The 25,446-nt window shown below is 68.6% G+C and carries 29 protein-coding genes; 15 read left to right on the top strand and 14 right to left on the bottom strand.

What is annotated here, in order from left to right:
• The 3 genes from U5918_RS17855 to U5918_RS17845 are packed head-to-tail and all read left to right on the top strand — an operon-like array spanning window position 1 to window position 2,030.
• On the top strand, window positions 1–231 hold the full coding sequence (locus tag U5918_RS17855) for an Rdx family protein (protein ID WP_336003224.1): 231 nt from the start codon (window positions 1–3) through the stop codon (window positions 229–231).
• Window positions 232–279: 48 nt separating this feature from the next.
• A complete protein-coding gene (locus U5918_RS17850; protein WP_336003222.1) occupies window positions 280–1,260 on the top strand; it encodes an ABC transporter ATP-binding protein in 981 nt (326 codons plus the stop codon).
• Window positions 1,257–2,030 (top strand): ABC transporter permease, encoded by a 774-nt coding sequence (locus U5918_RS17845; protein ID WP_336003220.1) that lies wholly within the window; start codon window positions 1,257–1,259, stop codon window positions 2,028–2,030. Before U5918_RS17850 ends, U5918_RS17845 begins: the two co-directional genes overlap by 4 nt.
• Before the next feature lie 17 nt (window positions 2,031–2,047).
• On the opposite strand, the gene U5918_RS17840 is transcribed toward U5918_RS17845, so the two are convergent.
• On the bottom strand, window positions 2,048–2,734 hold the full coding sequence (locus tag U5918_RS17840) for a DUF420 domain-containing protein (protein WP_336003218.1): 687 nt from the start codon (window positions 2,732–2,734) through the stop codon (window positions 2,048–2,050).
• A 121-nt stretch (window positions 2,735–2,855) separates the two neighbouring features.
• Between U5918_RS17840 and U5918_RS17835 the strand changes: the two genes are divergently transcribed.
• The 7 genes from U5918_RS17835 (at window position 2,856) to U5918_RS17805 (ending at window position 9,525) form a co-directional block, all read left to right on the top strand.
• On the top strand, window positions 2,856–3,275 hold the full coding sequence (locus U5918_RS17835; RefSeq protein ID WP_336003216.1) for a cobalamin B12-binding domain-containing protein: 420 nt from the start codon (window positions 2,856–2,858) through the stop codon (window positions 3,273–3,275).
• Complete coding sequence (meaB, locus tag U5918_RS17830; protein WP_336003215.1) at window positions 3,272–4,327, top strand: methylmalonyl Co-A mutase-associated GTPase MeaB; 1,056 nt, start codon at window positions 3,272–3,274, stop codon at window positions 4,325–4,327. The genes U5918_RS17835 and meaB overlap by 4 nt, the downstream gene beginning before the upstream one ends.
• 121 nt (window positions 4,328–4,448) lie before the next feature.
• The gene (locus U5918_RS17825) at window positions 4,449–5,075 is read left to right on the top strand and encodes a nitrous oxide reductase accessory protein NosL (protein WP_336003214.1); all 627 of its coding nucleotides are present in this window, start codon (window positions 4,449–4,451) and stop codon (window positions 5,073–5,075) included.
• Window positions 5,072–6,964, top strand: a complete 1,893-nt coding sequence (locus U5918_RS17820; RefSeq protein WP_336003212.1) for a NosD domain-containing protein — start codon at window positions 5,072–5,074, stop codon at window positions 6,962–6,964. The genes U5918_RS17825 and U5918_RS17820 overlap by 4 nt, the downstream gene beginning before the upstream one ends.
• Entirely contained in the window at window positions 6,961–7,695 is a 735-nt protein-coding gene (locus U5918_RS17815) for an ABC transporter ATP-binding protein (protein ID WP_336003210.1), read from the top strand. Before U5918_RS17820 ends, U5918_RS17815 begins: the two co-directional genes overlap by 4 nt.
• Entirely contained in the window at window positions 7,692–8,501 is an 810-nt protein-coding gene (locus U5918_RS17810; RefSeq protein WP_336003208.1) for an ABC transporter permease subunit, read from the top strand. The genes U5918_RS17815 and U5918_RS17810 overlap by 4 nt, the downstream gene beginning before the upstream one ends.
• Window positions 8,502–8,550: 49 nt before the next feature.
• Window positions 8,551–9,525 (top strand): alpha/beta fold hydrolase, encoded by a 975-nt coding sequence (locus U5918_RS17805; RefSeq protein WP_336003206.1) that lies wholly within the window; start codon window positions 8,551–8,553, stop codon window positions 9,523–9,525.
• Window positions 9,526–9,531: 6 nt separating this feature from the next.
• Here the strand turns inward: U5918_RS17805 and U5918_RS17800 are convergent, their stop codons facing one another.
• The 6 genes from U5918_RS17800 to U5918_RS17775 form a co-directional block, all read right to left on the bottom strand.
• On the bottom strand, window positions 9,532–9,918 hold the full coding sequence (locus tag U5918_RS17800) for a Zn-ribbon domain-containing OB-fold protein (RefSeq protein ID WP_336003204.1): 387 nt from the start codon (window positions 9,916–9,918) through the stop codon (window positions 9,532–9,534).
• Window positions 9,915–11,084, bottom strand: a complete 1,170-nt coding sequence (locus tag U5918_RS17795) for a thiolase C-terminal domain-containing protein (protein WP_336003202.1) — start codon at window positions 11,082–11,084, stop codon at window positions 9,915–9,917. Before U5918_RS17795 ends, U5918_RS17800 begins: the two co-directional genes overlap by 4 nt.
• Before the next feature lie 110 nt (window positions 11,085–11,194).
• The gene (locus U5918_RS17790; RefSeq protein ID WP_336003200.1) at window positions 11,195–12,463 is read right to left on the bottom strand and encodes a YncE family protein; all 1,269 of its coding nucleotides are present in this window, start codon (window positions 12,461–12,463) and stop codon (window positions 11,195–11,197) included.
• Window positions 12,464–12,606: 143 nt separating this feature from the next.
• Window positions 12,607–13,608, bottom strand: coding sequence for a glycosyltransferase (locus U5918_RS17785; protein ID WP_336003199.1), 1,002 nt, complete (start codon window positions 13,606–13,608; stop codon window positions 12,607–12,609).
• Window positions 13,609–13,615: 7 nt separating this feature from the next.
• Complete coding sequence (gene aglG / locus U5918_RS17780; RefSeq protein ID WP_336003198.1) at window positions 13,616–14,533, bottom strand: glucosyl-dolichyl phosphate glucuronosyltransferase; 918 nt, start codon at window positions 14,531–14,533, stop codon at window positions 13,616–13,618.
• Window positions 14,534–14,572: 39 nt separating this feature from the next.
• Window positions 14,573–15,046: a hypothetical protein gene (locus U5918_RS17775; protein WP_336003196.1), complete on the bottom strand. Its 474-nt coding sequence runs from the start codon at window positions 15,044–15,046 to the stop codon at window positions 14,573–14,575.
• 223 nt (window positions 15,047–15,269) lie between these two features.
• Between U5918_RS17775 and U5918_RS17770 the strand changes: the two genes are divergently transcribed.
• Complete coding sequence (locus tag U5918_RS17770) at window positions 15,270–18,320, top strand: oligosaccharyl transferase, archaeosortase A system-associated (RefSeq protein WP_336003194.1); 3,051 nt, start codon at window positions 15,270–15,272, stop codon at window positions 18,318–18,320.
• Between the two features lie 90 nt (window positions 18,321–18,410).
• On the opposite strand, the gene U5918_RS17765 is transcribed toward U5918_RS17770, so the two are convergent.
• Window positions 18,411–18,653 carry a hypothetical protein gene (locus U5918_RS17765; RefSeq protein WP_336003192.1) on the bottom strand — a complete coding sequence of 81 codons (243 nt, stop codon included), beginning with the start codon at window positions 18,651–18,653 and terminating at the stop codon, window positions 18,411–18,413.
• A gap of 139 nt (window positions 18,654–18,792) precedes the next feature.
• Here U5918_RS17765 and U5918_RS17760 point away from each other — a divergent pair, with 139 nt between their 5' ends.
• Both U5918_RS17760 and U5918_RS17755 read left to right on the top strand, forming a co-directional pair.
• Entirely contained in the window at window positions 18,793–20,082 is a 1,290-nt protein-coding gene (locus U5918_RS17760; RefSeq protein WP_336003190.1) for a glycosyltransferase family 2 protein, read from the top strand.
• 40 nt (window positions 20,083–20,122) lie between these two features.
• Window positions 20,123–20,647 carry a gamma carbonic anhydrase family protein gene (locus U5918_RS17755; RefSeq protein ID WP_336003189.1) on the top strand — a complete coding sequence of 175 codons (525 nt, stop codon included), beginning with the start codon at window positions 20,123–20,125 and terminating at the stop codon, window positions 20,645–20,647.
• Between the two features lie 27 nt (window positions 20,648–20,674).
• Here the strand turns inward: U5918_RS17755 and cutA are convergent, their stop codons facing one another.
• The 6 genes from cutA to U5918_RS17725 all read right to left on the bottom strand — a co-directional run bounded on the left by cutA (window position 20,675) and on the right by U5918_RS17725 (window position 23,179).
• Window positions 20,675–20,986 (bottom strand): divalent-cation tolerance protein CutA, encoded by a 312-nt coding sequence (cutA, locus tag U5918_RS17750; protein WP_336003188.1) that lies wholly within the window; start codon window positions 20,984–20,986, stop codon window positions 20,675–20,677.
• Between the two features lie 45 nt (window positions 20,987–21,031).
• Window positions 21,032–21,193 (bottom strand): hypothetical protein, encoded by a 162-nt coding sequence (locus tag U5918_RS17745; RefSeq protein ID WP_336003187.1) that lies wholly within the window; start codon window positions 21,191–21,193, stop codon window positions 21,032–21,034.
• Window positions 21,194–21,283: 90 nt separating this feature from the next.
• Window positions 21,284–21,463 carry an HEWD family protein gene (locus U5918_RS17740; protein ID WP_336003185.1) on the bottom strand — a complete coding sequence of 60 codons (180 nt, stop codon included), beginning with the start codon at window positions 21,461–21,463 and terminating at the stop codon, window positions 21,284–21,286.
• A 103-nt stretch (window positions 21,464–21,566) separates the two neighbouring features.
• Window positions 21,567–22,022 (bottom strand): DUF7992 family protein, encoded by a 456-nt coding sequence (locus U5918_RS17735; RefSeq protein WP_336003184.1) that lies wholly within the window; start codon window positions 22,020–22,022, stop codon window positions 21,567–21,569.
• Between the two features lie 44 nt (window positions 22,023–22,066).
• Entirely contained in the window at window positions 22,067–22,684 is a 618-nt protein-coding gene (locus U5918_RS17730; RefSeq protein ID WP_336003183.1) for a class I SAM-dependent methyltransferase, read from the bottom strand.
• A gap of 45 nt (window positions 22,685–22,729) precedes the next feature.
• Window positions 22,730–23,179, bottom strand: a complete 450-nt coding sequence (locus U5918_RS17725; protein WP_336003182.1) for an acyl-CoA thioesterase — start codon at window positions 23,177–23,179, stop codon at window positions 22,730–22,732.
• A 98-nt stretch (window positions 23,180–23,277) separates the two neighbouring features.
• On the opposite strand from U5918_RS17725, the gene U5918_RS17720 reads away from it, so the two are divergent.
• Both U5918_RS17720 and U5918_RS17715 read left to right on the top strand, forming a co-directional pair.
• A complete protein-coding gene (locus tag U5918_RS17720) occupies window positions 23,278–24,810 on the top strand; it encodes a TraB/GumN family protein (protein WP_336003181.1) in 1,533 nt (510 codons plus the stop codon).
• Window positions 24,807–25,409 (top strand): zinc metalloprotease, encoded by a 603-nt coding sequence (locus U5918_RS17715; protein WP_336003180.1) that lies wholly within the window; start codon window positions 24,807–24,809, stop codon window positions 25,407–25,409. The genes U5918_RS17720 and U5918_RS17715 overlap by 4 nt, the downstream gene beginning before the upstream one ends.
• Window positions 25,410–25,446: the final 37 nt, after the last annotated feature.

The raw sequence follows: 25,446 nt of genomic DNA, 5'->3' as shown, positions 1-25,446 counted from the left end.
ATGACCGAAGTCGAGATCGAGTACTGCGTCCCCTGCGGCTTCCTGGATCGCGCCGAAGACGTCCAGCACGTCCTGTTGACGACCTTCGGTGAGCAACTCGACGCCGTGACGCTCCGGACGGGTTCGAACGGCGTCTTCAGGGTCACCGTCGACGGCGAGCAGGTGTACGAAAAACAGGCGGACGCCTTCGACGTGGACGAGATCGTGCGCCGAGTGCGCGAGCACGTCTGAGCGTCGCGGATCGAATCCCTTAGGGCCGTACCGGTCCCCGGTCCGACAATGACAGCAGCCGTCGTCGCCGAGGACGTCCGCCGGAGCTACGGCGACACCACCGCCGTGGACGGCGTCTCGCTCGCCGTCGACGAGGGCGAGGTGTTCGCCCTCGTCGGCCCGAACGGCGCCGGAAAGACGACGCTCGTTCGCGCCCTGCTCGGCACGACCGACGCCGAGGGCGAGGTTCGCGTGTTCGGCGAATCGCCCCGCCAGGTCGAGCGCTCCCGGATCGGGTCGCTCCCCCAGTCGTTCGACCCGCCCGCACGGCTCACCGCCCGCGAGTTGCTCGACTACTTCGGCGGCCTCTACGACGCGGGCCGATCGGTCGAATCGGTCCTCGAGGACGTGGGGCTCGCCGGGGCCGCCGACACCTGGTACGAGAACCTCTCGGGCGGCCAAAAGCGCCGGGTCTGCGTCGGGACCGCGCTGGTCAACGACCCCGACCTGCTCGTCCTCGACGAGCCGACGACCGGCATCGACCCCGCAGGCCGGCGCGCCATCTGGCGACTGCTCGAAGATCTCGCCGCCGGCGGCACGACCGTCCTCCTCACCACCCACTACATGGCCGAGGCCGAGCGGCTGGCCGACCGCGTCGGGCTGCTCGCCGACGGCGAACTCATCGCCTGCGATTCGCCCGCCGCGCTGATCGACGCCCACGGCGGCGACAGTCGACTGGTGATCGACACCGACGCCGACCCGGCCGTGACGAACGACCTCGGCTACCCGGCCGAACTCGCAGAGGGACAGCTGACGGTCTACGACGTCCCGCCCGAGGAGATCGGAGGCGTCGTCGCCGTCCTCGACGCGGCGGGTGCGACCTACGACGCGATCACCTGGACCGAACCCGACCTCGAAGACGTCTACCTCGACCTGACCGGAGAGGCGGTGACCGCGAGCGGCGACACCGTGGCGGCCGGGGAGACGCCGCTCGCGGACGGCGGGCGGGTGCCGGACGATTTCGGAGACAGGATGGGTGATTCGCGATGACGGCGCCGGGTCGGATCCGTGCGGCGTTCGTCGCCGCCTGGCTCTCCTTCCTCCGGCGGCGGACGGCCGTCTTCTTCACCTTCTTCTTCCCGGTGATCATCGTCCTGATCTTCGGGGCGCTGGTCCAGACCCAGCCGACGGGCGGCGGGCTTTTCACCGAGCCGGCGGCCTACTACGTCCCGGGCTATCTGGCCGTCGTCGTGCTGTTCACACCACTTTCACGGGTCGGGAGCGAGGTCGCGCGCCACCGCGAGGGCGGCCAGTTCGAGAAACTGGCGACGACGCCGCTTTCCCGCTGGGAGTGGCTGCTGGCCCAGACGCTCGTCAACGTCGCCATCATCGGCCTGGCCGGGTTGCTCCTGCTCGGCCTCGTCGTCCTCGTGACCGGGGCCGAGATCGCGTTCTCCCCGCTGCTGATCCCCTTCGTCGCGCTCGGTGTGGCGCTGTTCTGCGGGGTCGGTGCACTCATCGGCAGCCTCGCGAGCTCCCAGGACGGCGTCATCGCGGCGAGCAACGGGATCGCCCTGCCCCTGCTCTTCCTCTCGGAGACGTTCGTTCCCCCGTCGCTGCTGCCCGAGTGGTTCCGGCCCGCCATCCTGCTGTCGCCACTGACGTACTTCTCGCGGGGCGTCCGCGCGGCGACCTACGGCCCGGGGATCGAACCGCTCGCCGGGCTACCGACCGCACCGCTGCCGTACCTCGGGATTCTGGCGGCGCTGACCGTGGTGTTCTTCGCTATCGGTGCAGCGGCGCTCCCGCGGACGGACTGAGGATCGACGCGGGACGATCAGTCCTCGTTCTCGTCCGCGTCCGTCCCCGACCGCAGCGCTGGCACCGCCAGCAGAAGCAGAACGCCGGCCTCCTCACGCGGGACGCCGTCGTAGAGCAAGTTCAACATGACGTAGGTCACGACGCCGAGGAAGAGCGAGAGCGACCAGGACGCGGCGGCGATGCGGCCGACGCGGGCGTGAACCGTGCTCCGGAGTTCCCGCGGACTGTGGGTCAGGCCGAGCACGACGGCGTGGATCACGACCGGCACCGCGAGCACGGAAAGCAGGATGTGGATCGCGAGCATGACGAGGTAGACCGGTTTCACGATCCCGGCGTAGGCGCCCAGGAAGTGCGACTCGCGGATGATCAGCGTGCGTTCGTACCCGCCACCGACCTTCGTCAGGTAGAGGACGAGGAAGACGAGGATCAGGGAGAAGGCGGTCAGCATCGCCGCGCGGTGTTTGCGCACCTCGTCGCGCCGGATGAACCGCCAACCGGCGAGCAAGGTGAGCAGTGCCGTGGTGTTGACGACGGCGATGGCGTGGGCCAGCAGCAGGACGGTGTCCCGTCCCAGGTCCGGATAGATCGGGACGAGGCCGGCGAACGTGCCGAGCACGAGCGCGTAGCCGACGATCGATAGCACCGCCGTCACCGTTCGCGGCCGGTCCTTCGCGCGCCGCCTGAGGTCCCCAGCGACTGCCATACCGGAGAATCCGGCCTGCCGCCCCATGAGTGCGTCGCAATCGAACGGGTGCAGGAGGACGGCCGCCAGCCCGCGTGCCGTAACGACAAGAGTGAAAGTCACCAACGTGTTACGAGGTGGCATGAGCGAAGCACCGGAACAGCGGACGATCAGGTGTCTGGTCGGCAAGGTCGGGCTGGACGGCCACGATCGCGGCGCACACGTCATCACGCGGGCCTTCCGCGACGCCGGGTTCGAGGTCATCTACTCCGGACTGCACAAGGCGCCAGACGAGATCGTGCAGGCGACGGTCCAGGAAGACGTCGACGTGCTTGGCATCTCGATCCTCTCCGGCGCGCACAGCACCCTGGTTCCCAAAATCGTCGCGGGACTCGAAGAGTACGGCGCCCTCGAGGACACCATGATCCTCGTGGGCGGGATCATTCCCGAGGAGGACCGCGACGAACTGCTCGAACTCGGGGTCGCGAAGATCTTCGGCCCCGGCGCGTCCATGGACGAGATCGTCGACTTCGTCCGCGAGAACGCGCCCGATCGACGATGAAATCGCTCGTCGACGACCTGCTCGACGGCGACCACCGCGCGCTGGCGCGGACGATCAGTCTCATCGAGGACCGCACGCCCGGCTACCGCGACCTCGTCTCCCAGTTGCACGAACACACGGGCCACGCGGACGTGATCGGGATCACCGGCAGCCCCGGCGCGGGCAAGTCCACCCTCGTGGACAAGATGGCCGAGGCCTACCGCGACCGCGGGCTGACGGTCGGCGTCATCGCCATCGACCCGTCCTCGCCGTTCACCGGCGGCGCGGTCCTCGGGGATCGCATCCGGATGGCCTCGAACACGGGCGACATGGACGTGTTCTTCCGGTCGATGTCGGCCCGCGGGACCCTCGGCGGCCTCTCGACGGCCACGACGGACGCCGTGAAAGCGCTGGACGCCTTCGGGAAGGACAAGATCATCATCGAGACGGTCGGCGCGGGGCAAAACGAGGTGGACATCGTCCGGACGGCCGACACGGTGACCGTCCTGGTCCCGCCGGCCAGCGGCGACGACGTGCAGATGCTCAAGGCCGGCATCCTCGAGATCGCCGATCTGTTCGTCGTCAACAAGGCCGACCTGGACGGGGCAAACAGGACGGTGCAGGAACTCCGCGAGATGATCGAGATGCGCCGGGACGAACTCGCCGTCGCCACCGGCCACCACGGCGCGGTCGAGAAGACGGGCGACGACGCCGCGGCCGAACTGGAGGCCGGGGAGGCCGACGATGCGGACGACCCCTCGTGGACGCCGCCGATCGTCGAGACGGTCGCCAAGCGCGGCGACGGGCTGGAAGAACTCCTCTCGGTCCTCGAGGACCACCGGGAGTACCTCGTCGAGTCGGGGCAACTGGAGGCGAAGGCCCGCGAGCGCTACGCCGCGGAGATCAGGACGCTGCTGCGCGAGGACGCTGCCGACCTGCTGTCCGAGGAGATCGACGCTCGCGGCGGGATCGAGGCGTTCGTCGACCAGGTGGTCGACCGCGAGACCGACCCCTACGAGGTCGTAGACGACCTCCTCGCACCGATCGAGGAGTGCGTGCGCGAGCAGCGATAACGCGTTCCCAGAGTCCGGGAGATGCCCGCGTCCTTATGGCGGATTCGGCCGTAAATTTCGACCACGAGCCAGACGGTGAGTCGCCGTGCTCGCACGCGACCCGTCGGAGAGATTACGACAGATGTGTGATAATCATGTACAGTCGGCGGCGGGGTCGGACGAAACCGATGGGTACCTGCGGCGGACGGTCCTCGGGGGAATGGGTGCCGTCGGCGTGGCGGCACTGGCGGGCTGTTCGGGGATTCGGGAGGGAGACGGCGACGGAACGGCGGACGTGCCGGCGGCGGTGACGCTGACCGCGGACGACGGTTGCGAGGTCTGCGGGATGGTGATTCCGAACCATCCCGGGCCGTCGGCGGAGATATTCTACCCGGACGAACGACCCGAGGGACACGACAACCCGGCGCGCTTCGACAGCACCTGGGAGGCGTTCCAGTACGACTTCGAGAAGCAGGAGGAGGGCTGGGAGCGGTCGGTCGTGTACGTCACGGACTACTCGTCGGTCGACTATCAGGTGTCGACGGGGGACGGGCAACCGGTGATATCGACCCATCCCGAGGCCTCGGCGTTCGCGCGGGCCGCGACGGTGACGTTCGTCGCCGACTCGGAAGTCGAGGGAGCGATGGGCAGGGACCTGATCGCGTTCGGCGACGAGGCCGACGCCTCGTCGTTTCGCGACGAGTACGGTGGCCAGCTCGTCACCGTCGAGGAGGTAACGTCGCGGCTGATCCAGCAGCTCGGGCGATGATCGACGTCAGATACGTCCTCGCCGCACTGGCGTTCGTCGTGCTCCTGACCGCGACCGGATTCGCGGTCGACCCCGACGCCGGTCGGGACGTCGAACCGGTGTCGTTCGACGAGACGCTCACGATGGGCATGACCGGCGTCGACGTGCAGGAGGCGCGGGCCCGGAACCTCTCGATTCCGCAGGGAGAGGTGTTTTTCTCCCGGTACGAGTACGTCGTCGGCTACTACGGCATCGACAGCGTGGTGGCACACCTCCAGGACTCGCGGACGACCCAGCAGTTCGGCGAACCGGCGGGCGTCCTCGTCTCGGACTACGTGGGGAACGACCCGGCGCTGAACGAACAGGACTTCCTGATCGAGCGAAACAGCATCGCGGGCGGCTGGGTGTCTGCCCGGGAGGCGTGGTTCGTCGTCGACAGCCGTGCCCGGACGCCCGGCGGGCCGGCCGTCGTCCCGTTCAGCGAGCGGGCGGCGGCCCAGTCGTTCGCCGACCGGTACGACGGGCGCGTGCTGGACTGGGAGGCGGTCCGGGACCGGCGGGTCGACCGGCCGTCGCCGACGACGCGGATGGACCGGATCACGGAAAACCGGAGCGAGTGGGCCGACCGGCAGGTCTCGACGACCGAGTCGCTCCGTGAGCGCCCCGTCTCCGTCGTCGTGGGCGAGGACGCTCCCACGCTCGCGGCGGCCGTCGAGCGCGCTCCCGCGAACACCACCGTCCGCCTGCCGCCGGGCACCTACGACGGCAACGTCACCGTCGACAAACCGCTGACGCTGGCAGGGGCCGGGCCGGAGACCCACGTCCGCGGTCGCTTCTCGGGGACCGTCATCACGGCCACGGCCCCGCGCGTGGCCGTCACCGACCTCCGGATCAGCGGCACCGGGTCGACAGGGGCCAGGTCCCTCGCGAACGTCTCCGGCGGCGAGTGGGACCAGTTCATCCGCGTGGCCTACGGCCGTGGTGACGCGGCGATCCAGTTCGAGAACGGCACGGGGTCGCTCGTGGCGGGCGTCGAGATCCGGACGCGCGCGAACGGCGTCCTCGTCCGCGGGGGTCGCGGACTCGTCGTTCGGGACTCGCGGATCGTCGGCCCCGGGGAATGGGAGGACGGGTTCATGGGCGTGCTGGCGATGTTCGACCCCGTCGTCGTCCAGAACGTGACCTTCGAGGGGGGCCGCGACGCGGTGTACACCCACCGGGCCCACGGCGTCGTCGTCAGGGACTCGCGGATGACCGACCTCCGGTACGGCGTCCACGAGATGTACACGTCTCGCGCGCTGGTCCGGAACAATTCGATCCGGGGCACGCGGACCGGCGTGATCGTGATGACGCGCCCCCACCTGAACGTGCTCCGCGGAAACGACGTCCGCGAGAGCGACGCGGGCCTGATCGTCGCCGGCAGCGCGTCCTTCGTCACCGACAACGTGCTCACCGACAACGGCGTCGGGATCGGGATCGGCGCGCCCCGGTCGTACCTCTCCCGCAACGTCGTCGCCGACAACGGGATCGGGATCAGGGACGACCTCCTCCTCCCGTCGTTGACGGTCACCGAAAACGACGTGGTCGGGAACGGCCGGCAGGTCGACGCCGACATGGGCCCGTTCCGCGTCTACACCGCGGCCGGCCGCGGGAACTACTGGGGGCGGCTGCCGGGGGTCGCGGAGGACGGGACCATCGACGCCGCGTACCGCCCGACCGGTGCCGTCGACGCGACAGTCCTCTCCGCCGAAGGCGGTCTGACCCTCCGGGAGTCACCGGCGGTGGCCCTGCTGCGGTCCGTGCAGGACCGACTGCCGGGGCTCCGGACCAGCGGCGTCCTCGACACCGCACCGCTCGCCGAACCAGTTCGGCCGAACACGCTCGAACGCGTCAACGGGAGCGAGCCATGACGGAGCCGGCGCTCGCCGTCGAGGACCTGACGGTCGCCTTCGGCGACGTGACCGCCGTGGACTCGGTCTCGTTCACCGCCGCGCCCGAGACCGTCACGTGTCTCGTCGGGCCAAACGGGTCGGGGAAGACGACCCTGATCAGGGCCGTCGCGGACCTGGTCGCGTCCGACGGCGGCACCGTCGAGCACGCCGAGAGCACGTCGCGCTCGGTCGGGTACCTCCCACAGGCCCCGGCGTTCAGGCCCCAGTTCACGGTCGCGGAGACGCTGCAGTTCTACGCCGACCTGACCGGCGGCGAGGTCGACGTCGAGGCGACCGTCGACCGGGTCGGCCTCGGCGGCGTCCCGGACCGCCGGATCGACGCGCTCTCGGGCGGCATGACGCGGCTCCTGGGTATCGCACAGGCGACCGTCGGCGATCCCCCGCTGGTGTTACTCGACGAGCCATCGAGCGGTCTGGACCCGATGATGACGCGCCACGTCGGGGACGTGATCACGGACCTCGCCGTGGACGGGTCGGCGGTCCTGGTGACGAGCCACGACCTGACCACCGTCGACCGGATCGCGGATCAGGTCCTCGTGCTGGACCGCGGCCGCGTGGTCGCCGCGGACAGTCCGGCGGCCCTGCGGCAGGAGACCGGGACGGACAGCCTGGAATCGGCGCTGACGGAACTCGTCGCGGTCGAGTCGGGGACCGTCCTGACGCGGACCGGCACGGAGGGCGACACATGAGCGGAGCGCGCGACGCGCTGGTCGTCGCCCAGCGGGAGTTCGCGACGCTGCTCCGGACGCCGACCGTGCTCGTCCTGGCGCTTGGGTTCCTGACGGTCGTGGTCGGCTTCACCGTCGCGTCGGGGGCCGGCGGGTACCTCCCCCTGATTCTCGACCTGATCGCGCCGGTCGAGCTGCTCGTCCCCCTGCTGGCCTTCGCGTTCGGATATCGCGCGATCAGGTCCGACGCCGACCGCGGCGAACTGGAGACCATCCAGACCTACCCGGTGAGCCGCGTCGCCTTCGTCGGCGGCGTCTTCCTCGGCCGGCTGGCCGGGCTCCTCCCGGTCGTCCTCGTGACCCTCGGGATCGCCGGCGGCGTGGTCGCGTTCAGCCCCGGCGAACAGGTCTCGGTCATCGTCAGCCACGGGACCATCGACGGCCCCGCGCTGTTCCTGCGGTTCGTGACGCTGACGGCGGTCTTCACCGCGGTCGCGCTGGCCGTCGCCGTCGCGGTCTCCGCGGTCGCCCGGTCGGCCCGCGAGGCCCTGGCCGTCGCCGTCGCGCTCGTCATCGCCCTCGTGCTGGGCTTCGACGCCACGCTCGTCGCGGGGCTGTCCGGCGGGCTGATCGACCCGGGGTCGCTCGACACGCTGACGGCGCTGAGTCCCAACAGCGCCTACCGCGGCCTCGTCTACACGCTGGCGGTGGGCGACGTCTACACGCGGAGTGCGCCGACCCCGTCGCTGGTGGCCGGCGCGACCGGCCTGACGCTGTGGCTGGTCGGCGCGCTGGGCATCGCGGTGGCACGCGTCTGGGAGAACTGACACCCGGCGGTGGGGCAGTTATAAACGCCTGTCGACCGTCGATACGGGTATGAAATTGCGCACCGTCGCGGCTGCGGTCGCGGGCGGCATCGGGCTGACGGCTGCCGTGAATCGGTCCCTCTCGCGCAGCGCGGGCGCGCTCGAGCCGCCCCTCGACCTCGAACCCAGAACCTACCGCTGGCGCGGCTTCGAGATCGGCTACACCGAGGCCGGGGACCCCGAGGACCCCGACCTCCTGCTCCTCCACGGGATCAACGCCTCCGGATCCAGCCACGAGTTCCGCGCCATCGTCGACGACCTCGCCGAAGACCACCACGTCGTCGCACCCGACCTGCCCGGGTTCGGGCTGTCCGATCGACCGCCGCTGCTCTACTCGGGATCGCTGTACACCACCTTCGTCGAGGACGCCGCGGCGGACCTGACCGACGACCCCATCGTCGTCGCGTCGTCGCTCGCGGGCGCCTACGCCGCCGTGGCTGCCGAGTCGACCCCCGTCTCGGAGCTGATCCTGGTCTGTCCCACCGCGACGACCTTCCAGGGACGCCGCCCGCTGGTCAGGTCGGTCGTCCGGAGCCCGCTGGTCGGCACCGCGATCTACAACCTGGCGACGAGCAAGCGCGCGATCCGACACTTCACCACGGATCACGGCTACTACGACGCCGACAACGTCACGGACGATCTGGTCGACTACCTGTGGCGGACCGCCCATCAGCCCGGCGCGCGGTTCGCGCCGGCTTCCTTCTTCGGCGGCTTCCTCGACATCGACGTCGACCTCGGGGACGTCCTTCGCGACCTCGACGTGCCCGTGACGCTGATCTGGGGTCGCCAGGCCAGCGTGACGCCGCTCGAAGGGGGCGAGGCGCTGGCGAAGCACGCGAACGTGCGTTTACTCGTGTTCGATCAGTCCGACGTCCAGCCCCACGTCGAGCACCCCAAGCAGTTCGCCCACCGGGTGGTCAGGGGCGAGGAACCGGGCGAGGCGACGAGTATCGAGATCGAAGTGCCGGACGAAGCGGAGGAGTAGTCTCGCCTAGCGCCGCTCGAAGACGAGCAGGCGATCGCCGCTCGTCACGGTCTCGTCGACGTCGATGCCGACGACCTGGCCGGTCTCGACGTCCTCTGGGTCGACGCCCCGGACCTGGCCGGTGACGGAGACGGGGCCGAAGTCGACGACCGCGGTGACGTAGGGCGCGTCGTCGGCGAACTGCGGCGTCGGGACGGCGACGATCGTGTAGGTCACGATCTCGCCGGATTCGGGCAGGGGTTCCTCGGAGAGTTCCTGCGAGCCACACTGCGGGCAGGCGAGTCGGGGCGGGAGCGATCCGTGGCCTTCGTCGCACTCGACGTAGAAGCCCTCGCCGTCGGCGACGGCGTCCAGCAGGTCGTCGAAGCCGTCGTCGCGGACCTCGTCGCTCATCGGCCCACCTCCTCTAAGACGTGGACGGTAGCACTCGCGACGGTGCCACCCGCGTTGTGGGCGACGGCCGTGCTCGCGTCCGAGACGGCGTCGGAGCGGGGATGGCGCCCCTCCAGCAGTTTCGTGATCGAGATGAGCTGGGCGACGCCAGTCGCGCCGACGGGGTGGCCCTTGGCCTTCAGCCCGCCCGAGAGGTTGACCGGGAGGTCGCCGTGCCGCGTCGTCTCGCCGCGGCCGGCGGCCCCGATGGCGTCGCCGGGCTCGTAGCAGCCGAGGCCTTCGAGGGCGAGGACCTCCGCGATGGTGAAGCAGTCGTGGACCTCGAGGAACTCCACGTCGGCGGCCTCGATGCCGGCGTCGGCGTAGGCCTCCGTCGCCGCGTCCTCGGTGGCGGGCGTCCGCGAGAGGTACTGACGGTCGTGCAGGGCCATCTTGTCGCCGCCCTGCCCGGTGCCGGTGATCGCCACCTGAGCGTCCAGACCGTGTTCTTCGGCGTACTCCTCGCTGGTGACGACGGCTGCGGTGGCGCCGTCGGTGATCGGACAGGAGTCGTACAGCCCCAGGGGGTCGGCGATGGTCGGGGCGTCGAGGGCGTCCTCGGTGGTGATCTCCTGTTGCATCTGTGCGTACTCGTTGGGGAGGGCGTGTTCGTGGTTCTTGACCGCGATCTCGGCGAGGTCTTCGCGGGACCCGCCGAACTCCTCGAAGTAGGCGCGGGCCATCAGCGCGTACGCGCCGGGGAAGGTAATGCCGGCGCGGATCTCGTAGAGGTCGTCGGCGGCGATGGAGAGCGCGTCGGTGGCGGCGGCCGTCCCGATATTGGTCATCCGTTCGGAGCCGCCGACGAGGACGACGTCGGCTTCGCCGTTACGGACTCGCAGGACGGCGTCGCGGAGGGCCGCCCCGCTGGACGCGCAAGCGGATTCGTAGCGCGTCGCCGGGACGTCGAGACCGACGGCCTCGGCCATCAGCGGGGCCTGGTGGCCCTGGTGTTCGGCCAGTTCGCCCATGAAATTCCCGTAGAAGAGTGCCTCGACGTCGTCGGGGTCGATCCCGGCGTCGTCGAGCGCGGCCAGTCCCGCGTCGGCGAACATCTCGCGCCCGGTTCGCTCCGGGCGCTTGCCGAAGTGGGTAAGGCCGACGCCGGCTACGCGTGGGTCAGACATTACAACCGCTTACGGCATGTTCGACATTTAGGCTTGCCGGTGTGTGCACTACCTGCACGGTCTCGCCCGAGAAATCAACGTCGAGACGTCGAGAAATATTCCGGTGCGGTTCAGAGACCCGACAGGATCGACTCCGGAACCGGTCGCGTCTCCATCACCATCGGGTCCGCGTCGACCGCGATCTCGGCGACCTCCTCGGCGCGCTCGTAGTTGATCACCGAGACGGTGTCCTCGCCCTTGACCGCGACGAAGGCGTGTTCGCCGTCCGGGGCGTTCTGCACCCAGTAGGGGTTCGAGCCGACCCGGATCGTGTTCAGCAGTTGCAGATCCGACAGCCGGACCACGAACACGGCGTGAGAAGTGGTGCCCGCGATGCAGAGGTACTCCCCGTCCGGGCGCATGTCGATCCCGTGGTGGGCCGACTGGAGCGGGTAGTCGTCCTCGTCCTCGGGAACGGCGTCGGTCTGTGGGAGATGCTTGGTCCGGGTGATCCGGTCCTCGACGACGTCGTACTCGTGGAACCCGTGGAGATAGGAGATCTGGACGTAGATCTTGCGGGCGTCGGGGCCGAAGACGAAGGGTCGGACGCCCTCCTCGAAGTCGACGATCCGGCGGACCGAGAGGTCCGACGCGTCCATGAACGTCAGTCGGTGATCGCCGTCGAACCAGTCCGGCGCGAGCATGTTCCCGAGGCTGCCGTTGACCAGCGTCGTCCCCGCCATCCCGGGGACGTCGTGGAGGTGGTTGCCGTGCGGGAAGTCGGTCACCTCGGCCTTCTCGACCTTCTCGCCGGTCTCGGTGTCGATCTTCCAGACCTTGTCGGCCAGCGTGTCCGCGGTGAACACGTACCGGCCGTCGTCGGAGATCGTCTGGTGGTCGGCCCGGAAGCCGGCCATCTCGGCGCGCCAGCCCAGTTCGCCGGTCTCCAGGTCGAGTTCGACCACGTCGGCCATGTGGCCCCGGGCGACGTAGACGGTTCGGCCGTCCGGTGAGACGTCGAGGTCCTGCACGTAGTTGGTCCCCCCGCCGAACTCGTTGACGAACGGGTACGCGATGGCCTTGATCGGATCCGTGATCGACGGGCTGTCGCCGTCCGGAATCACGTTCACGGTGCCGACCTGCTCGTAGGTCTCGGCGTCGTGCACCGTGAGCGTGCCGTCGACGCGACAGCCAGTGAACACCACGTCCCGCTCGCCTGACTCGTCCGCTCCGGCGACCGACGGGACGAGACTCGCGCCGAGTGCGAGTCCCGTCGCCCGCAGGACGCTCCTGCGGGACGATCCCGTGTCACACGCGGTCTCCTCGTCACCCCCGGTCGGTCGCCGTTCGGTTCGGTCGCCTGTCCCTCTCGGTTCGCTCGCCGCTGTCGTGTCGTGCATTCTGATCTCCCCCTCCCGCGGACGCCGACTCCCCCGTCAGGCGCGCGGGCCGTGGCTGGTTCCCAGCCACCTACGTGTAGATGCCAAGAGGGGAATGAACGTTTGCGCGAATATGCGCAGGTGTTTTTAAGCGCGGTCGACAGTCACGGCGCTTCCCCCGTGGCGGCTCCCGCGACGCGCTCGAGGACCGAGAAGTAGTCGTCGGCGATCGACGCCCAGCTGTACTCCCGCGCGATCTCGCGGAGCGATTCGGTCTCGCGTCCGTGAGCGCGTTCGATCGCGGCCGCGACCGATCCGGGATCGGCCTCGCAGTACTCGACGGCGTCGCCGAGCCGCGACTCGGCTCGGCCGGCGAGCTGAACGGTCGGGAGCCCCGCCGCGCCGTACTCCAGCACTTTCAGCGTGTTCGGGTCGTCGACCAGACTGACGCCCACGTCCGCCGCGTGGAGGTACCCCGAGACGTCCTCGTGGGGCACGGTGCCGGGGAAGGCGACGTCGCCGGACGCCGCAGCGCGCTCGACGTAGTCGGCCTCGGAGCCCGAGCCGAGGACGAGCAGCGACCAGTCGTCCAGCCGGCCCACGGCGTCGACGAGTTCGCGGACGTGGTAGATCGGTTCCAGCCCGCCGACGTAGACGGCCAGGTTCTCGCGCAGGTCGTACTCCGCGAGCCGTTCGCGTGCGCGGTCAAGTATCTGCTCGTCAGTGGCGGCGAAGCGCTCGAACTCGACGCCGAGGTCGGTCCGGGTCGCGGCCGGCGCGAACCGCTCTACGCGGTCCGCTTCCTCGGGGTAGACGTAGAGCGTGTGCGCTGACCGACGGAAGGCCAGGTGTTCGAGCTGTTTCACGGCCGCCGCGAGGGGCCAGGAATTTGTCTCCGCGAACTGCCGGATGGGGTCGACGTGGTCGACCACCAGTGGAATGCCGCGGGCGACCGACGCCGCGGCGCCGACGATGGCGCCAGCGCGGGTGGTGCCGACGACGGCGTCGTAGTCGGCGTCGCCGGTGACCAGTTCCCACAGCGTGGCCGGCGAGCCCGCTCGCAACGTCACGTCCACGTCACGCTCGCGCAGGTGGGCGGCGATGCGCGCCCGTCCCACGCTGATGTTCTCGGGTTTGTCGGGGGTGAGCCAGAGCACTCGCATCATCGGTCGCTCACCACTTGGTCGCGCCGTAGCAGTAGCCACAGCCGACGGCGGCGGTGAAGACGAACAGCATCAAAAACTGAACCGCCTTCTCGACCGACGGCCCAGTGACCAGATCCCGGGCGCGCTGGGGAACGAACTCGCCCAGCAACTGGCCGAGGAAGTCGTACTCCTCGCCGGTCGAGGCGGGCACGAGCACCTCCATGCCGCGCTTCGAGTAGCCCTGCCAGAACGCCCGGTCGAGCAGCCAGCGGGGGTCGGTCCGGTACTCGAAGACCTTGTGCGCGACGCGCGCGTCGGGGTTGTAGTAGACGCCGGCGTCGTAGGACTCCCGGAGCCGCGCGCAGAGTTCCGTCTCGCCGCCCTGGAGGTTCTCGTCGCCCTTCCGGCCGCCGATCTCCGAGTCGAACCCGCCCAGTTCGAGAAAGACGTCGCGGCGAAAGGAGATGTTCGACCCGAAGGTGTTGCGGACCTCGCCGGGGCCGTCGGCGAACCCGCGCTGGGTGACGCCGACGAGGAAGTAGAACTCCTCGGGGAGGAAGGTCGGGCGACCGGCGACCCACTCGGGCACCATCTTCCCACCGGCGGCGAGGGCGTCCCGGTGGTCGTAGGCCTCGACGAGTTCGGCGACCCAGTCCGGATCGGCGACGGCGTCGTCGTCGATGAAGGCGACCACGTCGCCGGTCGCGACCTCGGCCCCGTTGTTGCGGCTCTCCAGCAGGCCGACGTTCTCGTCGTTGCAGTGGGTGACGACGTCGTCGCGACCGCCGAAGTCGTCCTCGAAGCGCTCGAAGACGGCCGTCGAGCCGTCGCTGACCAGCACCAGTTCCGTGTCGTCGTGGCTCTGTGCGAGGACGCTCTCGGCGGCCTCGGTGAACGCGTCGTAGCGTTCGAGCGTATGGGTACAGAGCACGACCGAGACGCGCATACAGTCGGCTGTGCGCCCCCGGGGCAAATGGGTTTCTCTTCACCCGCCGTCTTCGGCCTCGGCGGTCGGCCAGCTGTCCAGCTCTCTGGTCTCGTTGCCGCCCGTCCAGAGGACCCGGACCTCGGTGTTCGTGGTCACCCGTCTGCCGAACGGACCGTCGGCGCCGAGCTGGATCGTCGAGCCGCGGCTGACCTCGGCCGTCTCGCTCGTGTTCGCCACAGTCGCCCAGGTTACGTTCGCGCCGCTACTCGTCAGCAGTAGCTCGCCCGCCGGTATCGGGTCGCCCTCGGAGAAGGTGACGATCAGTACCGAATCATCCGAGAAGTGCTGGAAGGTGAAGTTCGCCCGCGTCTCGTTGTCCGCGCTCTCGGACGGAGCGTACAACACGCCGAGGCCCAGTCCGGCCGCGAGGACGATGGCGAGGACGACCAGCGCCCCGGCCGCGACGCTATCCGTGATCGAGAAGGCGCGTGCGTCCCCTTCGAGGGACCGTCCCTGGTCGTCGTCGGTCATAGTGAGTGGCGCCGGGCCGACGTGAATACGCGCCGGCAGTTCCAGGACCTTCCCAGCGGACCCCTGTGAGTGTTGCGCCAGTGTCGAGCTTCGAATCGAAGCCACCGAAGGGCAAAACCGCCGGACTGCGGTGCCGTCGGAGATCGATTCGACCGTTCGGGGACGGGCCGGGATGGAGACGATTTGACAAAGCTTATCCCCCAGTTCCTTTTTACCCCGCTCAATGAGTCAACGCCGGGGGTACTTCGAGGATTACGATTTCGACTCGGTTCTCGGGGACGTCCAGCAGTGGTATCACATCCCGATACTCGTCGTGATGCTCGGGTTCATGCTCTGGGTCCGGGTCCAGAACTGGAGCAACTTCGTCCGCGACGGGTCGGTCATCTTCTCGGGGAACGACGCCTGGTACCACTACCGCCAGGTCTCCTACGTGGTAGACAACTTCCCGGGGACGATGCCGTTCGACCCGTTCACCTACTTCCCGTACGGGACGGCGTCGGGCCAGTTCGGGACGCTGTTCGATCAGTTGATCGCGACGGCGGCCCTGATCGTCGGCCTCGGGAACCCGAGCGAACAGACGGTCGCGATGACGCTGTTGATCGCGCCCGCCGTCGTCGGCACGCTCGTGGCCATCCCGGTCTACTTCGCCGGGAAGCGCCTCGGTGGCCGCTTCGGCGGCCTCGTCAGCGTGTTGATCCTCGCGCTCTCCACGGGGAGTTTCCTCAGCCGGAGTCTGGTCGGCTTCTCCGACCACCACGTCGCGGAAGTGCTGTTCCAGATGCTCGCCGTCCTCGGCGTCATGGTCGCGCTGTCGGTCGCCGAGGAAGAGATGCCCGTCTGGGAACTCGTGGTCAACCGCGAGTGGGAGGCGCTCCGGCGCCCGTTCGGCTGGGCGGCACTGGCCGGCGTGGCCATGGCCCTGTACGTCTGGGTCTGGCCGCCCGGCGTCCTCTTCGTCGGTATCTTCGGCATCTTCCTGCTCGTCCAGCTCAACGTCGACTACCTCAGCGGTCGGAGCCCCGAACACGTCGCCTTCGTCGGCGTCGTGGCGCTCGTCGTCGCCGGCCTCCTCTCGTTCGTTCCCTTTAGCACCCTCGAGATCACCGCCGTCGACTTCACGCTCGTCCAGCCGTTGCTGGCGTTCACCGTGGCCGCAAGCGCCGTGTTCATGGCCTGGCTCGCACGCAAGGTCGACGACTCCGACCTCGACCCCCGCGCGTACCCGCTGATCGTGTTCGGGACGCTCGGCGCGGTCGGCCTCCTCTCCGCACTCCTGACCCCGGAGCTGTTCGGCTACGTGGTCGACAACACCCAGCGGTTCATCGGCCTCGGCGGCGGTGCGCAGGCCCAGACCGTCGGCGAAGCCCAGTCGATGAGCCTCGGACAGCTACTTCCGATGTTGCTCGGCAACTACGGGCTGGCCTGGTTCGGTGCGTTCGCTGCCATTCTCGTGATCCTGGCGCGGCAGATCCGCGGAACCGAGCGACGGGCCGAGACGCTCTTCGTCGTCGTCTGGACGGTCATCCTGCTGCTGGCGACGCTGACGCAGGTCCGCTTTGGCTACTACCTCACGCTGCCCGTCGTCGTCCTGAACGCGTATCTGATCGCGCTGGTCGCGAAGTACGTCTCCTCGGGGGCCAGCCTGCAGGAGATCGAGACGTTCCAGGTCCTGACGGTCCTCGCGGTGCTCCTCCTGATCGTCGCGCCGATGGCCGTCCCCATCACGCAGGGGTCGAGCACCGCGATGGCGACCGGAAACCAGACGGCACCGGGATCCGGCACGGTCGGCTGGGCCGACAGCCTCGAGTGGATGGAGTCCAACACGCCCGCGCCGGGCACCTACGGCGGCGCGGACAACGAGATGCAGCTCAACGGCACCTTCCCGCGCCAGGACGACTACGACTACCCCGAGGGCGCCTACGGCGTCATGTCCTGGTGGGACTACGGTCACTGGATCACCCAGCGGTCCGGTCGCATCCCGAACGCGAACCCGTTCCAGCAGGGCGCCACCGACGCGGCGGACTTCCTGCTCGCGCCGAACGAGGAGCGGGCCGAGGAAGTGATCGGGAACGTCAGCGAGGACGACGCGGAGACGCGCTACGTCGTCGTGGACTGGAAGATGGTCAACACCTACTCGCGGCTCTCCCGCGGGAAGTTCTTCGCGCCGACGGTGTTCAACGACACGACCAGCCAGTCCGACTACTACGAGCCCGTCGGGCGACAGACCCAGCGCGGGCTCACGCTCGGGTACAACCTGAAGAGCCAGCGCTACTACGAGAGCATGGTCAACCGGCTGTGGCACTACCACGGGAGCGCGAAAGAGCCCAGCCCGGTCGCGATCAACTACGACGAGCGCCCGCGCGGTGACGGCACGTCACTGAAGGTCGTCCCCGCCGGGGATCAGGAGCCCTACCGCTGGTTCAACTCCGTCGACCAGGCCCGCGAGTACGTCGAAGAGGACGGCACCGCGCAGGTCGGTGGCGTCGGCCCGCACCCGCCGGAAGCGGTCTCCGCACTGGAACACTATCGGCTGGTCCAGCGCTCCAACACGTCGGCGCTCCAGCTCGGCAGTCCGTACGTCCGCGGGTTCCAGCAGGAACGCAACGTCCTCGCGGGCGGAACGAGGGATCTCAGGAACTCCACGGGGCAGGACATCCTGAACCTCCAGCGGCTCCTGTTCGGACAGAACGCCGCCACGCCGCCGTGGACGAAGGTGTTCGAGCGGGTCCCCGGTGCGACGATCGAGGGGACCGGCCCCGCGAACCAGACGGTGTACGCCAGCGTCTCGATGCAGATGGGATCCGGGAACGCGACGTTCCAGTACACCCAGCAGGCCCAGACCGGCGCGGACGGTGAGTTCACCATGACCGTCCCCTACTCGACGACCGGATACGACCAGTACGGGCCCGAGAACGGGTACACCGACACGGCCGTCGAGGCCGAGGGCGCCTACAGCATCAGTACCGGCCAGCAGTTCGACGGCAGCGAGGTCTACACCCACAACACGACCGCAGAGGTCACGGAGGGGCAGGTCGTCGGCGAGGACGACTCGCCGGTGACGGTCGAACTGGAGCGCACGACCCTCAGGGAGGTCCAGCAGCCGGACGGCAACGAGACGAGCGGGAACGAAACCAGCGGGAACGAGACGAGCGGTGACGGTACCAGCGGTGACGGGAGCACCGACGGCAATCAGACAGACGGCTCGACGAACACGACCGACGGCCAGTCCGCCCTCGCGGAACCGGCGAGCGACACCGGCGTCCTCGCTCCCTGAGGGTCGCGAGTCGATTCGGGACGCAGACTGTAGTAGAACTCTTCCTGCAGGCGCTCGCCGATTACCGAGTACCGGCTCGGCCGTGGCGATTCACTCCCAGTGTTCGCGGTCGGCGGCGGGGTCCCCGCCGAGGCCCGTGTCGATCCAGGCCGCGGCGACCAGCGCCACGAGCGCGACGATACCGACGTGCTGAAGTGGCATTCCCCCGACGACGCCCGACAGCTGGGCGAACATCGGCCCGAACTCGAGCGCCGGGAACGCGAGGATGGGGGCGGCCCCGGCCACCGCGAGCCCGGAGACGAAGACCGCGATATCCCGTCCGGTCGCTGGCATGTCACCTACTCGTCGAACCGCCGGCATAAATTTACCGCGTCCGTTTCGAAAATTGAAAATCGAGGAGCGACCGGGGACCATGGAGTCCGCATCGTCAGATACATTTGCGGTTCTAGCGACATGTCCGAACGGTAGAGTCATGGAACGAGTACGACGCTGGCTCGACCGGCTCAGCTTTCTGGGTGTGTCAAGCGGTGTCTTCGCCTGGGGGTTCCTCCAGGGGAACGCCGTCCTGGGCACCGTCCGGTTCGAGTTCGCATTCGTCGTCCTGGTCGTGGTCCTCCTCCAGGCCGTGATCTCCAGCCTCATGTTCGCCGGGTTCGTCGGGGTGTCGGGGATCGCGTTCCTCCACGCGCTCCTCCGGCGGTCCGGTCCCCAGCCCGTATACTCGGGCGACTCCGTGACGGCCATCGTCCCCGTCTACGGGGACGCCACCGTGCTCGACCGGAGCGTCGAGAGCCTGCTCGCGAGCGAGTACGAGGACCTCGAAGTACTGATCGTCTGCGAGGAAGACGATCGGCCGAGCATCGACCGCGCGAAAGCCCTCTCGACGCGTGACCGCGTCAGCTACCTGGTCAACACCCGTGACCCCGGGTCCAAGGCGGGCGCGATCAACGACGCGGTCGCGGCAACCGACAGCGAGCACGTCGCCGTCTTCGACGCCGACGAGGAAGTCGATCCGGCGTTCGTTCCGAAGGCGGTCGCGCGCCTGGACGAGTGCGACGTGGTCCAGGGCCGAACGGTCCCCCAGCCCGAGGGGTTCGTCGAGGAACTGGCGTACTACGAGTCGGTCCTCCTCAGTTACGTCTCCCGGCGGCTGCTGTACGTCTTCACCGACTTCCGGATGGCCGCCAGCCGCGCGGTCGTGATGCGCCGGTCGGCCATCGAGACCACCGGCGGCTACGACGCGGACATGCTGACCGAAGACTTCGACTTCGCCTACCGCTGTTACAAGGACCGCCTCGACGTCGAAGAGCAACTGGGCCACCCATCGAAGATCGAGGCCGCGCACTCGCTGCGGGACTGGTGGGGCCAGCGCAAGCGCTGGATGACCGGCTACGCGCAGGTGCTCCACAAGTTAGTGGCGACCGTTCGGCCGATCCGCGACGTCCGAAACCTGACCTCGGCGGCCATCTGTACGGGGACGGTCGTCGGGAGCCTCCTCCTGTTGACCGTCCTCTCGAAGTTCGTGGTCCTCTTCCTGGTCGGGATGGAGGCGATGTTCGTCTTTCCCCTCCTCGTGGTGATCGGGGTGACGGCTGCCGTCCGGGTCCACGACTGGCGGTCCGGGGCCGTCGACCGACTCGGCTGGGCCTGGCTGGTCGTCCCGGTGATCGTCCCGCTCTATAGCCTGACGGCCATCAAGGCGGTCGTCGAGTACTGTTACGGCTGGGACGGCGACTGGTACAGCGTCGAGAAAGGGGCCTGAGGCGAGCAGTTTTTGTCGCTGCCGGGTTCACCACCCGACGATGATCAGAGCATTCGACGGGGTCGAGCCGACCATCGCCGACTCCGCGTACGTGGACCCGGCGGCGACGGTGATCGGCGACGTGACCCTCGAAGCGGAGGCCAGCGTCTGGCCCGGGACGGTCCTCCGGGGCGACCACGGTGCGATCGTCCTCCGTGAGGGTGCGAACGTCCAGGACAACGCGACGCTCCACGAAGGCGTCGAGATCGGGCCGTACGCGACTGTGGGGCACAACGCCATCGTCCACGCCGCCACCGTCGGCGAGCGCGCGATGGTCGGGATGGGTGCGATCGTCCTCGACCGGGCGACCATCGGCGCGGAGAGCCTCGTCGGCGCGAACAGCCTCGTCACCGAGGACACCGAGGTTCCCGAGTCGGTCCTCGTGGCGGGCCAGCCCGCCGAGGTCGTCAAGGAGATCGAGGACTCCGTCTGGAAGTACGCGGGCGATCAGTACGTCCAGATGGCGCGGGAACACGCCGAGACCGACGAACCGATCGCCGAGGCCCATCTCCCGGACGAGGACTGAGGACGCGGGCGAGGGCCGACCCGCCGATCACTCGACCGGTCCGACGGACTCGTCGAGCCAGTTCGCGAACTCTGGAGACACCGCCGAGTCGTCGAAGCGCTCGATGGCGGGCACGTCGTGGGGGTGTAACTCGGCGATCCGGTCCCGGGCGTCCCCGTAGCCGGATTCGGTGGTCTTCACCAGCAGGATCTCCTCGTCGTCGTCGTGGACCTCGCCCTCCCACCGGTAGATCGACTTGCAGGGAAACCGGTTCACGCAGGCCGCGAGGCGTTCGTCGACGAGCGTGGCCGCGATGTCGGCGGCGGCGTCCGTCGGCGCCGTCACGTACACTGTCGGCATGCGTCGTCCGACGGCCGGGAGGGAAAAATTCCTTCCGCCCGGTGCTCAGAGTTCGACGGCCCCGACCCAGCGGTCCTCGCCGTCGCGCGGACACCACTCGCGGTGGTTCCGGCTACAGTTGTGGTCGAGCCACCACCCGCAGGTGCAGCGGTCGTCGTAGCTGGTGTCGGGGAGCTGTCGCCGGCAGAGTTTGCAGCGAGTGGCCATGCTAGCACGTACCACTCCAACGGGCGAAAGCGTGCCGGTCGGCGAGAGAAAACCGCAGGAAAGACGCACGCTCCGGTGGCGGCCCAGGCCTCACTCCTCGAATGGGTTGTAGTTGCCGTTGATGTCCCACTCGTGGAGACAGTGGGGGTTCCCGACGGCTTTCTCGCCGTCCTCGGAGACGATCTGCCAGGTGTCTGCCTCCTCGTCCCAGACGTCGTGGCGCCCGCAGCGCTCACAGACCCGTTCGCTCGGCGGGATGACTGCTGCCATGTGTGATAGGATAGCAGTCACCCGTTATGAAGCTCTCGACTGCCGCCGAAGGGGCCGAGGACCGGCGGGAGACGTTCGTCCTCGCCTCCAGGGCCTGACCCGCTCAGAAGTCGGGCAGGTCCTCGGGCGGTTCGTAGTCGGTTTCCCAGTCGACGTACTCCTCTTTCAGGACGTCGCAGACGATCTGGCCGAGTTCCGTGAGGGCAGCGTTGATTCCGGAGACCGTCCCCCAGGAGTCGAGGTCGGGGTGGAGGTCCCGAGTCTTCCAGTCCTCCGGGAGCCCGGGCGCGTGGTAGCCCACGCGGTCGGCGTGGCCGTCCCAGAAGAAATCGAAGCGCTCGATGAGGTCGAGGTCGGTCGCGATGGCGTACTCGGACTCGTCAAGGTCGGTGTGGGCCGCCCACTCATCGAAGGCCTGTTCCCAGGCACCGTCCCGGAGGAAGCCCTCGATCTCGTCCCGGCGGAAGTCGGCGTCGCCGATCACCTCCGCGTCCTCGTACTCGTTTGGATCCATCTCCTGCAGTTCGGGCGGCTCCGGGGTATCGACGTCCAGTCCCATACCTGGGGAAAGGGCGGCGCTCCGGAAAAGCACACCCCTCGGCGCTACGGGGTCCGGAACACCCGCACCGTGTCGCGGTCGGTCGGCTCACAGAGCAACTGGGCGAGGCCCAGGTCCGTGAACACCTCCTTCCACGCCCGGAAGTAGAGCGGGAAGTCGTCGTCGACCTTCGCGACGGACTGATCTTCGCGGCCGCGTCGCGGACTGTTGCCTTCGTTTTCCGCCGTGACGAGCAGATCGCTCGTGATCCGCGTCAGATCCTCGAACACCCACTCGTTCTCGGGCGGAATGTGTTGCAGCGTCTCGACGGAGTAGACCACGTCGAATTCGTCGGCCGCGAACTCGGGAACGAGGTCCTCGATCGCACCGGTGTGGAAGGTGCCGGTCTCGGCGAGCGTCGGGTAGTGCTCGCGCATGACCGCGAAGGAGTCGTCGTTGATGTCGATCCCGGTGAGATTCTCGAATCCCTCGCGGCGCAGGTGCGCGAGGTGTCGGCCGGAGCTACAGCCGATCTCGAGGATCTCGGCCCCCTCCTCGGCGTAGTAGGAGAGGACGCTCGCGAGCGTCTCACTCACCTCGTTGGGGCCGATCTCGGCGTAGTAGGCCGGTGAGTACTGACCGGAGCGTTCGGCCCAGCTCCGATGGGTTTCGTCCGGGTCCATACCCACACTGACGTGTCGAGGACCGTAAGGCCATCCGATCCGTCCTCAGCGGTCGTCGTTCTCGTCGCTCTCGACGGCGGCCTGCTGGAGTTCGCGCCCGCGGTCGCTCGATACTGTGAGGTCGGGGACGCTACGGGGTTCGAAGTCCTCGTCGATGGCGACGTAGACGAGGTGGGACTCGGTGGTCAGCTCGGTCTCCGGACCCCGGAGGTCCTCGCGGAAGGCCCGGACGCGGACGCGCATGCTCGTGTCGCCGACGTCGTAGACGTAGCTCTCGATCAGGGCGTTCTCGCCGACCGGGATGGGGCCCCGGAAGTTGGTCTGTTCCATCCGGGCGGTGAGGACGTCGCTGCCGGCGAAGCGGATGGCCGACATCGCGCCCACCTCGTCCATCCACTTGAGCACGTTCCCGCCGTGGGTGGTGTTCAGGTTGTTGGCGTGGTTGGGCTGGATCATCTTGCGGTTCTCCATGTAGGTGTCCATCAGGTCCGGCATTGCCCCGGCCTTTCCGGGCGGTCGAAAAGAGTCTGCCGGACCGCCGGGTCGCTGGCGTCCCGACAATCGTAAGACGGGTGACCCTCTATGACGCCGCAATGACCGAACGGTCGGCACCGACGCCGTCGGATCCGTCGGCCCCGTCGGGGGAGGGGCGCGTGACGGTGCTGGGGACCGCGCACGTCTCGGAGGACAGCGTCCGCGAGGTCGAAGAGACCATCGCCGAGGAACGACCGGACGTCGTCGCCGTGGAACTCGACGACGGCCGCTACCGCCAGTTGAAGGGCGAGACGCCCGACGACCTCGACCCGAGCGACCTGCTCGGAGGCAACACCGTCTTCCAGTTCCTGGCCTACTGGATGCTCTCGTACGTCCAGGCGCGACTGGGCGACCAGTTCGACGTCGACCCCGGCGCGGACATGATGGCCGCCGTCGAGACGGCCGAGGAACACGGCCTCGGCATCGCCTTAGTGGACCGGGACATCCAGACGACGATCCAGCGGTTCTGGGCGCGGCTCACCGGCCTCGAGAAACTCCAGTTGCTGGGCGGACTCCTGGCCGGCGTCGCCGATCCGGTCGTGGCCGGCCTCACCGTCGGGTTCTCGCTGGGCTTCTTCCTGGCCATCCCGATCGAACTGCTCGTCGGCCCGCTGCTGCTCGGCGGCGTCGGGTTCGTCCCCGGGGCCGTGGTCGGCATCCTCGACGGCCTCGCACTCGCGTTCGCGCTCGGCCTCGGTATCGGGCTGCCGCTCTCGTTGCTGCTATCGACCTCCGGCGGCGAGACCGATCCCGAGGACCTCGACATGTCTGAGCTGACCGACACCGACGTGGTGTCGGCGATGATGGAGGAGTTCCGCCGGTTCTCGCCCGGCGGGGCCGAGGCGCTGATCGACGAACGCGACGCCTACATCGCCCACAACCTCGTGCAGTTGCGCGAGGCCGGCTACTCCGTGGTCGCCGTCGTCGGCGCCGGCCACCGGGAAGGCATCGAGGAGTACCTCCGACGTCCCGAGACCCTCCCGCCGATGGAGTCGCTCGTCGGCGTCGAGTCAGGGCGGCGCTTCTCCGTCTTCAAACTCTTCGGCTACCTGTTCACGCTGGGCTTTCTGGCCATCTTCGTCCTGCTCGTGATGGCAGTCGTCACGGGCGTCGAAGGGGCGTCGAGCGGGCTGTTGGTCCGCGTGTTCGGGGCGTGGTTCCTCGTCAACGGGATCGCCGCCTTCGCGCTGGCGAAACTCGCCGGCGCCCACTGGCAGAGCGCGGGCGTCGGCGGGTTGGTGGCCTGGCTGACGAGCCTCAATCCGCTGCTGGCCCCCGGCTGGTTCGCGGGCTACGTCGAACTCCGTCACACGTCGGTCAACGTCGGCGACATCAACAAGCTGAACGAGATTCTCGACGACGAGCAGGCGCCCATCAGGGACCTGTTCGCGCGGATGCACGCCGTCCCGCTGTTCCGGCTCATCCTCATCGTCGCGATGACCAACATCGGGAGCATGATCGCGAGCGCCTTCTTCGGCGTCGTGCTCCTGCCGATCTTCTTCGCCGAGATCGGGGGGACCGAGGACGTCGTCCGCCTGATGAGCCAGAGCGCCGAGAACAGCGCGCGCCTGCTGTGGGGGCTCGTGACGTGAATCTCCGCTTTTCCACCCGGGAGCTGTTCGACCTCGGCGCGGCCTGGGTCGCGCTGAGCGTCGCCTTCACCATCCTCCTCGTGCGCCCCATCTGGGCCTTCGAGGTGCCGGTCGTCGTCCAGCAGTTCGGACTGAGCCTCCTGACCGTCGGCGTGGCCTTCCTCTTGCACGAACTCGCCCACAAGGTCGCAGCGATCCGATTCGGCAAGGTCGCGGAGTTCAGGGCCGACTACGGGATGCTCTTCGTGGCGATCATGGGCGCGATGATCGGGTTCCTGTTCGCCGCGCCCGGCGCGGTGTACCACCAGGGTCGATCGACCGTCCGCGAGAACGGCCTGATCGCGCTCGCTGGCCCGGTGACGAATCTCGTCCTCGCCGCCGTGTTCGCGCCGCTGGCCGTCCTCGGAAGCGGGTTCCCCGGCGCCGTGGGCCAACTCGGCGTGACGATCAACCTCTTCCTCGCCGCGTTCAACATGATCCCGTGGGGCCCGCTGGACGGCAAGACGGTGATTGGCTGGAGCAAACCTGTGTTCGTCGCGGTGTTCGTCCCCTCGGCGGCGCTGGCGGTGTGGGCCTTCCTGAACCTCGGGCTGTTCTGACCGCGGACCCCGACCGACGGCCTTTTGCGCGCCCCGC

The organism is Halorientalis sp. LT38, from assembly GCF_037031225.1.
GTDB classification, from domain to species: Archaea; Halobacteriota; Halobacteria; order Halobacteriales; family Haloarculaceae; genus Halorientalis; species Halorientalis halophila.
This window is presented reverse-complemented; position numbering and strand designations above follow the sequence as displayed.